Source organism: Amycolatopsis sp. WAC 01375 (assembly GCF_003947325.1).
Taxonomy (GTDB): domain Bacteria; phylum Actinomycetota; class Actinomycetes; order Mycobacteriales; family Pseudonocardiaceae; genus Amycolatopsis.
The window spans coordinates 81,391-89,239 of the sequence record NZ_QHHW01000057.1 but is presented as its reverse complement, the minus strand read 5'-3'; the positions used below and the strand labels follow the sequence as shown (position 1 = coordinate 89,239).

The window sequence follows — 7,849 nt, the reverse complement described above, 5'->3', positions numbered from 1 at the left end:
GGCCCAGGTGGTCCCCGACGGCACGGGCGGACGCGGCCGAGTATGACCCGGTACGAGGCCGATCCGCCCGCACCGCCAGGAACCACCTGGATCACGAAGCCCATCGAACAGACTCACCGGACACGGCCTAGCCCCCCGGTCGCAATTCGGCACCTGGTTGCGGTGGTTCGAAGGCGAACCAGCGCAACCAGGTGCCGAATTGCGAGGGTGGAGACGCGTCAGGAGGCGGCGGAAGCCCGCCGGAAGGTGTTGTGCAGCACGGCGAGCAGCGCGTCACGGACCGAGAGCCGTTGCCTCGCGTCGAAGGTGATCAGCGGGACGTCCTCGCCCACCGCGAGTGCCCAGCGCACGTCTTCGAGGTCGTGCTTGAGGGAGCCGTCGAAGACGTTCACCCCGACCACGAACGGCAGCCCGGCCTTCTCGAAGTAGTCGACGGCCGGATAGCAGTCGTCGAGACGGCGGGTGTCGACGATGACGAGCGCGCCCAGCGCCCCCAGCACGAGGTCGTGCCACATGAACCCGAACCGGTCCTGCCCCGGCGTGCCGAAGAGGTACAGCTTCACCTCTTCGTCGATGGTGATGCAGCCGAAGTCCAGCGCCACCGTGGTGGTGGTCTTCGACGGCACGTTCCCGCCGGTGCCGTCGACGGCCGCGCCGGTCGAGGTCATGGCCGCCTCGGTGGTCAGCGGTTTGATCTCGGAGATGGCGCCGACGGTGGTCGTCTTGCCGACGCCGAACCCGCCGGCGATGACGATCTTGACCGGTGTCGGCGGTTTGGCCGTCACCGGTTCAGCGAATTGATTCGAGTCCACGAATGACCCTTTCGATCATGCCGAGGTCCTGGGTGAAGGCTCCGGCAGGGCGACGGAGCACGACGTAGCCGAGCGCGGCGAGGTCCGCCACGAGGACACGGGCCACGCCGATGTGCAGGCCGAGCATCGCCGCCACTTCGGCGACGGATTTCGTTTCCCGGCAAAGGGAAACGATCTCCCGTCGTTCGAAGGTCAGCCTCGCGTGCGAAGCCGCGCCGAGCCTGCTCGTGAGCACTTGAGCCTCGATTTCGAGCGTGCCGTCCACCGGCTGCGCGCGGCCGGCCGTGAGCAGATACGGGCGTAGCGGCGAGATGCCCTGTTCGGCGCCTCGCGGCTGAGGTACCTGGTCGTCGCTCATTCCCTTGTCCCCTCGTCAGTTCAGCTGCCGACGCTCTTCTTGAGTTCCTCGATCAGCGCGGGGGTGAGCACCTCGGTGGCCCGGTTGGCGAACATCGCCATCTCGTAGGCGATCGTGCCGAGGCTGGCCTGCTTGGTGGCGAGCACGCCGAGCGAACAGCCGATGCTGATCGTGCAGACCAGCAGGTAGCCCTGCTCCAGCTCGATGATGATCTTGTCGGGCGAACCGAGCGGGTGGCTCTCGGAGACACCGTGCGCCAGGCCGAGCATCGCCGAACAGATCGCGGCCAGCCGGTCGGCGTTGGCCCGTTCCAGCTCGGACGACATCGCGATCAGCAGGCCGTCGGCCGAGACGGCGATCGCGCCCATCGCGCTCGCCGTGTTCTGGGCGAAGCGCGTCACCAACCAGTTGAAGTTCCGGGCTTCGACGCTGACTCCGGTCGTCATCTCTTGCTCTTCTCTCTCTGTTCCATCTCCGGGTTGACGGCTTTCTCCAACCCGTCACTGAAGGCGTCGAACGCGGCACGCTCGGCCTCGGGGTCACGCATGCCCTTGGGCTTGGTGGTGTTCAGCGCCGCCCGCGCGGTCTGGTGCCGCGCGGCCGGTCCTTTGGACAGCCCCGGCGCCAGCTGCGCGCCGGGGACCCTTCTGGTGAGACCGCCGCGGGAGGCTGCGGGCACCGGCGTCGGGGTCGGCATCGGCGCCGGGGTGGCGGCCGGCGGTGTGGTGGCCTTCGCGAGTCCGGCCTCGAAGCCGTCGAAGGCCGCTTTGGCCGCTTCTGGATCATGCCTGGACTTCTGCCGCGACGGCGCTTCGGGGGCGCCTGGCAGCTGCGCGCCCTTGACCCGGCGCCGCAGCCCGCCCCGAGTCTCGCCGGGATCGGCGGCGGTGAGCGTCGGCGCGGGAGCCTGGTACACGGGTGACGGCGCCGGAAGCGGTACCGGTGCCGGCGCGGGTTCCGCGATCTCCCCGTCGGTCTTGCGGAACCACCGGAAGTCCTTGGGACGCATGCCGTCGCGCGGGATCATCCCGGCGATCGCCAGTGTCGGCGGCTCGTGCCCGGTCGCGTTCGCCCGCGGCGCGGGCAGGGACGGCGACGCGGGCTCGTCGACCGGTTCCGCCGTCGGCCACACCGGCGGCGCCGGGACGGACTTCGGCATGGGCTGCCGATACGTCAGCAGGTTCGGCGGGACGGTGAGCCGCGCGGTGATCCCCGCTCCCGGCTCGGTCTCGGTCAGTTCGACCTTGAGCCCGTGCCGCCGCGCGAGCCGTCCGACCACGAACAGCCCGAGCACACTGGTCGGCGCCAGTTCGAGCCGCTCGCGTTCGACCAGCCGCCGGTTCTCCTCGGCGAGCCGTTCGCCGGTCATGCCGATGCCCTGGTCCACGATCACGATCAGGCAGGAGCCGTCGGGCAGGATCTTCGTGCCGACGTCCACAAAGGACTCCGGCGGGGAGAACGACGTCGCGTTCTCCAGCAGCTCGGCGAAGATCAGCACCAGATCGGAGCCGAACGGCGAAGAAAGCAGGACGTCGCCCATCGAACCGAGCCGGACCCGCTGGTAGTCCTCGATCTCCGCGAGCGCCGAACGCAGCGCCGTCGACAGCTCGATCGGACCGGAAATCCTTGCCTCGTCGCGATTCCCCGACACGACGAGGAGGTTGTCCGCGTTCCGGCGCAGCCGGGTGGAGAGGTGGTCGAGCCGGTAGAGGCTGGCCAGCAGGGCGACGTCCTGCTCGTTCCGTTCCAGTTCGTCGACCAGCGCCAGCTGCCTGCCCACCAGGTTCTGCGTCCGCTTCGCGACGTTGGCGAACATCAGGCCGACGTTGCGCCGCGTGAGGGCCTGCCGCTCCACCAGTTCGGCCGCGGTGGCCTGCACCCGGTTGAACGCATCGGCCAGTCTGCCGAGCTCGTCCTGCGAGGACACGTCGATGGTGGCGAGCCGCGGCGCGAGTTCTTCGGCCTCCTCGGTGTCGGTGACGCGGACCAGTTCGGTGCTCGCGAGGTCCGCGACCGAGGTCGCCGCCGTGGTCAGCTTCCGCAGCGGATCCGCGATCGACCGGCTGACCGCGATCGCGAGACCGCCGACCAGCAGGAACAGCACGCCGGCGCCGATACCGATCGTCCACGCCAGGTTCTGGGCGGCGTCGGCCCGCGCGGTCGCGGCGTCGGTGATGCCGGTGGTGACCGCGTCCTGGGCGAGCCGTCGCTGGTTCGACTGGGCGTCGACGGCGCCGAGGATGTCCGGCAGCAGGTTCTGCACGGCCTGCGGGCCGCGAGCCTCCGCGAGCCTGGCTTCCAGCGCGTCGACCCGGCGGCCCGTCTCGCCCTGTTCGACCGCGACGACCTGCGTGGCCTGGACGACGTCGGCCTGCTGCACGAACCGTTCGAGGAAGAGCGACGCCTGCTGCTTCGCGTCGGCCAGCACCGGCGTCCCGGATTCGGGGGTGACCAGCACGATGATCAACGCCATACCGCGCAACGAGTTCTCTTCGTTCGCGCGCAGCAGCGCGTCGAGCGCCGTCAGCTGCTGGGTGCCCTCCGCGTCACTGGTCTGCTGCGGGACCAGGCGGAGCGAGTTGACGACCGCGTCGATCACCGCGTGATACGTCCGCGCCACGCTGTCCAGTGAGGCCCCGCGCCGGAGCGCGTTCTCCCGGATCTCGTTCAGCGACCCGATCCGCACCAGCGCGGCGGCGAGCTCTTCCGGTGCGTCGGCGCTCAGCTGCGACCGGATCTGGTTCACCGTTTCCGCGACGACGCCCTGCTGCTTGAGCATCGCCGAGCTGCTCGCCGACGAAGACGCGATGTAGTGCGCCGTCAGCAGCCGTTCCCGCTGCAGTTCCCAGGCCAGCGTGCCGAGCGCGCGGGCCTGCGACGCGACGTCGGCGGTGGTTCGCGCGGACCGGGCGTCGTCGATCTCCCCGGCGACGTAAGGCACCGACACCAGGACCACGGCGGTCAGCGGCAGCATCAGGAGCAGGTTGAGCTTGCCCCGGATGCCGAGTCTGCCGAGTAATCCGGACCGCGACCCGCGTTCGGGCCGGGTCTTCCCGTGCCTCATGATCACCTTTCTCCCCGGCTCCGCCCGAGGTGTCCGCGGTGCTGCTCCCGGACGAGGTCTTCGATGGACGCGCGCAGCGAGACGAACTCCGGCGCGCGTTTGACCGCGAGTTCGCGGTCGCCGGGCAGGTCGACCACGATGTCGGCGGCCACCCGGCCCGGATCCGAGGCCAGCACCACGACGCGCCTGCCGAGGAACACGGCCTCTTCGACGTCGTGGGTCACCATCAGCACCGTGGTGTGCGTGTCGGCCCAGATCCGGCGGATCAGGACCTGCATGTCTTCTTTGGTCTGAACGTCCAGTGCGCCGAAAGGCTCGTCCAGCAGCAGCACGTCGGGCTCGCACGCCAGTGCCCGCGCGATCGCGACGCGCTGCTTCTGCCCGCCGGAAAGCTGTTTGGGCAACGACTTCCGCAGGTGGGCGAGCCCGGTTTCCTCGAGATACCAGTCGACCCGGCGTGCGCGTTCGGCCTTGTCGAGGCTCAGCAGTTCGAGTCCGAACGCGACATTGCCCTCCACCGAACGCCACGGGTACAGCGCGCCGTGCTGGAACACCAGCCCGCGTTCCGGGCCGGGCCCGGTCACCGCGTCTCCGTCGAGGGTGATCAGGCCTTCGGTCGGTTCGGTCAGCCCCGCGATCAGCGACAGCAGGGTCGACTTGCCGGATCCGCTCGCGCCGACCACGCAGACGAAGTCGCCGCGCGCGATGTCCAGATCGATCCCGTCGAGCGCGCGGGTGGTCTTGTCGCGGACCGTGTAGTCCTTGGCGACGGCCTTGAGCCGAAGCGTCATGCCGCCCACTTCCCGACGCGTGCCCGCAGCTGCCGGAGCGCGATGTCGATGACCAGTCCGAGCAGCCCGATCACGATCAGCAGCGCGAAGATCCGGTCGGTCTGGGTGAACCGCTGCGCCCGCATGATCCGCAGGCCGAGCCCGGCGGTCGCGTTGATCAGTTCGGCGACCACCACGAAGTTCCACGCGGCCGCGGCGTTGACGCGGGTCGCGTCGATCATGCCGGGCAGCGCGTGCGGCACGATCACCTTGCGCAGGACCTCGCCGCGCCGCGCGCCGAGCGTGTACGACACGTCGATCAGCGAACGCGGCACCCCGCGAACGGCGTCGGCGGTCATCAGCGTGTTGAAGAAGACCGTGCCGAGGAAGAGGACCGCGACCTTCGACGGTTCGCCGAGGCCGAGCCAGATCATCAGCAGCGGGATGAACGCGCTCGCCGGCAGATAGCGCAGCATCGCGATGACCGGCTCGAACAGCGCCAGCCCCGCGTCGAACGTCCCCATCACGATGCCGAGCGGCACCGAGACGAGCACCGCGAGCCCGAAACCGAGCAGCACCCGCTGGGTGGTGGCCCAGAGATCGCTGAACAGCTCACCCGACTCGATCATCTTCAGCAGCGCGTCGAACACCGCGACCGGCGTCGGCAGGAACGTGGGCTTGATGGTGCCCAGCGCGTTCAGCGTCACCCAGATCAGCAACGGGATCACGAACGAGGCCACCGCCAGCGTCCACCGCCAGCGCGCGGGGATCGGCGTCCGGAGCGAGAACAGCGGGGACGCGTTCGGCTTGAGGCCCGCCCGGCGGGGCAGCGGCGACCAGTCCGGCCGCGAGCCGCCCCGCTCTTCCTGCGCTTCGGCGAGCCGCTGCTCGTCTTCGAGACGGCGCGCTTCGGCCTCGTCGGCGGCGTCCGCCCGCTGAGTGGCCTGCTTCGCCGCGTCCGTGGTGCTCACTTCACCGCCTTGACGTACTGGTCGTCGAACAGCCCGTCGAAGTTCGGCCGGTTCTGGGCGAGCCCGTTGGAGACGATGAAGTCGGCGATCTTGCCCGCCTGGAAGTTCAGGTGGGCGGGGGTGACGCCGGGGGTGAAGGCGTCGAGGTTCTGCTGCTTGGTGAAGATCGTGGTGCCCGCGTCGTAGCTCTTGTACTCCTCGATCGACACCGCGCCGCGTTTCGCCATGATCCGCACGGCCTCGTCCCGGTTCTGCTTGATCCACTCGATCGTCTCGAACCAGGTGTTCACCAGCGCCTGGACCTCTTTCTTCCGCTCCTTCGACATCTGCTCGGAGACGACGAGGTGGTCCGGGATGGCACCGGGGAACTCGGCGGACGTCGCGATCGCGCGGCTGCCGGGGCGCTCGAGGGCCTTCGAGGTGAAGGGGGCGAAGGCGGCGACGGCGTCGACCTGCTCACCGACGAACGCGGCCGCGGCGGCGTCGGTCAGCAGCGGGACCACTTCGACGTCCTTCTCGGTCAGCTTCGCCTCCTGCAGCGCGAGCAGCAGGAGGTAGTGGTCGACGGTGCCCTGCTCGACGGCGATCTTCTTGCCCTTGAGGTCGGCGACGCCGGTGATCCCCTGACGGGCGATGATCTTGTCGTTGCCGGTGGAGTTGTCGTTGACCAGCACCACCGACAGCTTCGCGCCACCGCTGACCGACGCGAGCGTGTCGTTCAGGGTCTGGCTGTTCGCGTCGATCGCGCCGGAGGACAGTGCGTTGATGCTCTCGGTGTAGCTGTCGAACCACTTCAGGTCGACGTTCACGCCGTTCTTCTCGAACAGGCCCTTCTCCTGGGCGACCGCCCACGGGAACCAGCCCGGCCAGGCGCTGTAACCGATGGTGACCTTGCTGCCGGAGGCGGCCGTGCTGTCGGAACAAGCCGAAAGGGCGGTCACGCCTGCGAGCGAAAGGGCGCACAACAACGCCGTCACGAGACGGCGGGAACGGGAAATCACAACGCACTCCTGGGGAAGGGGAGTAACACGGGCGTGGAAAGTTCCGGCGGTTCGAGCGCAGGACTGATCGACCGGTGTCGAACCCCCTCGCGGAAGCCCGGCCGGCAATAGCGGACGGTCCGGCCGCACACCCGGCCGTCCCATCAAAACCTCTGAACACTCTGGATAGAGGTGATCACCCCGTTGCTCTCGGCGGCGATCCTATCGAGTGGCGCAAGCTCTACCTAGTGTGATCGTCGGCTCTTGCACGATTCGCTGTCACATTCTGCTAAATCCGGCCGTTCGCCCCAAAGAGCGGACTCTCGCCCGGTGGGCAACCCCGGTCCCGGCGCCGTACGTCCATCGGGTGGCGGGTGAAAACGTCGCCCGTCTTCTGGAGGGAGCAGAGGATGAAAATTCGTTCGGCCGCGTTGTGCGTCGCGGGGGCGGCGCTCTTGTCCACCCTGGCCGGTGCGGGGCAGGCGAACGCGACCAGACCGTCCAGTCTGGTCCTGAGCCCGGGTGCCGTCGTCGCAGGTGGGACGGTCACCGCCGACATCTATTGCCTGCGCCCGTCGGGGGCGGGCGAGCTCGCGACGACCCTCGTCGCGGACGGTCTCGCCGCGCCGATTCCCTTGCGGGTGGTGGGAGACGGCGGCACCGGCGGCATCGGTGTCGCGTTGCGGGGCGACGGTCCGGTCGGGACGGTGCCGGGCCGGTACACGGCGTCGTACGACTGCTGGGGCTGGATCGTCCGTGCGGAGTTCACCGTCACGAACTGACAGCCGGGCGGAAGAAGCGAAGGCCGGTTCCGGGACACAATTGCCGTCCCGGAACCGGCCTTGGTCGCGCTTCTGGCACATCTCACGGATCTGTGTCGGAGGTGTTTCCCCC

General features: G+C 69.1%; 8 protein-coding genes. 1 reads left to right on the top strand and 7 read right to left on the bottom strand.

What is annotated here, in order from left to right; genetic code table 11:
- Positions 1-218 precede the first annotated feature (218 nt).
- The 7 genes from DL991_RS39100 to DL991_RS39070 are packed head-to-tail and all read right to left on the bottom strand — an operon-like array spanning position 219 to position 6,976.
- Entirely contained in the window at positions 219-812 is a 594-nt protein-coding gene (locus DL991_RS39100; RefSeq protein WP_125789373.1) for an ATP/GTP-binding protein, read from the bottom strand.
- On the bottom strand, positions 790-1,170 hold the full coding sequence (locus tag DL991_RS39095; RefSeq protein ID WP_125789372.1) for a DUF742 domain-containing protein: 381 nt from the start codon (positions 1,168-1,170) through the stop codon (positions 790-792). The genes DL991_RS39100 and DL991_RS39095 overlap by 23 nt, the downstream gene beginning before the upstream one ends.
- A gap of 20 nt (positions 1,171-1,190) precedes the next feature.
- A complete protein-coding gene (locus DL991_RS39090) occupies positions 1,191-1,616 on the bottom strand; it encodes a roadblock/LC7 domain-containing protein (RefSeq protein WP_005156032.1) in 426 nt (141 codons plus the stop codon).
- A complete protein-coding gene (locus tag DL991_RS39085) occupies positions 1,613-4,234 on the bottom strand; it encodes a nitrate- and nitrite sensing domain-containing protein (RefSeq protein WP_125789371.1) in 2,622 nt (873 codons plus the stop codon). The genes DL991_RS39090 and DL991_RS39085 overlap by 4 nt, the downstream gene beginning before the upstream one ends.
- 2 nt (positions 4,235-4,236) lie before the next feature.
- On the bottom strand, positions 4,237-5,025 hold the full coding sequence (locus tag DL991_RS39080) for an ABC transporter ATP-binding protein (protein ID WP_125789370.1): 789 nt from the start codon (positions 5,023-5,025) through the stop codon (positions 4,237-4,239).
- On the bottom strand, positions 5,022-5,975 hold the full coding sequence (locus DL991_RS39075) for an ABC transporter permease (RefSeq protein WP_125789369.1): 954 nt from the start codon (positions 5,973-5,975) through the stop codon (positions 5,022-5,024). Before DL991_RS39075 ends, DL991_RS39080 begins: the two co-directional genes overlap by 4 nt.
- Entirely contained in the window at positions 5,972-6,976 is a 1,005-nt protein-coding gene (locus tag DL991_RS39070) for an ABC transporter substrate-binding protein (RefSeq protein ID WP_125789368.1), read from the bottom strand. Before DL991_RS39070 ends, DL991_RS39075 begins: the two co-directional genes overlap by 4 nt.
- Before the next feature lie 389 nt (positions 6,977-7,365).
- On the opposite strand from DL991_RS39070, the gene DL991_RS39065 reads away from it, so the two are divergent.
- Complete coding sequence (locus DL991_RS39065) at positions 7,366-7,737, top strand: hypothetical protein (RefSeq protein WP_125789367.1); 372 nt, start codon at positions 7,366-7,368, stop codon at positions 7,735-7,737.
- Positions 7,738-7,849: the final 112 nt, after the last annotated feature.

Excerpts from the sequence above, each read along its gene's own strand:
- DL991_RS39095 (WP_125789372.1), bottom strand. The coding sequence starts at position 1,170 with ATGAGCGACGACCAGGTACCTCAGCCGCGAGGCGCCGAACAGGGCATC.
- DL991_RS39090 (WP_005156032.1), bottom strand. The coding sequence starts at position 1,616 with ATGACGACCGGAGTCAGCGTCGAAGCCCGGAACTTCAACTGGTTGGTG.
- DL991_RS39085 (WP_125789371.1), bottom strand. The coding sequence starts at position 4,234 with ATGAGGCACGGGAAGACCCGGCCCGAACGCGGGTCGCGGTCCGGATTA.
- DL991_RS39080 (WP_125789370.1), bottom strand. The coding sequence starts at position 5,025 with ATGACGCTTCGGCTCAAGGCCGTCGCCAAGGACTACACGGTCCGCGAC.
- DL991_RS39065 (WP_125789367.1), top strand. The coding sequence starts at position 7,366 with ATGAAAATTCGTTCGGCCGCGTTGTGCGTCGCGGGGGCGGCGCTCTTG.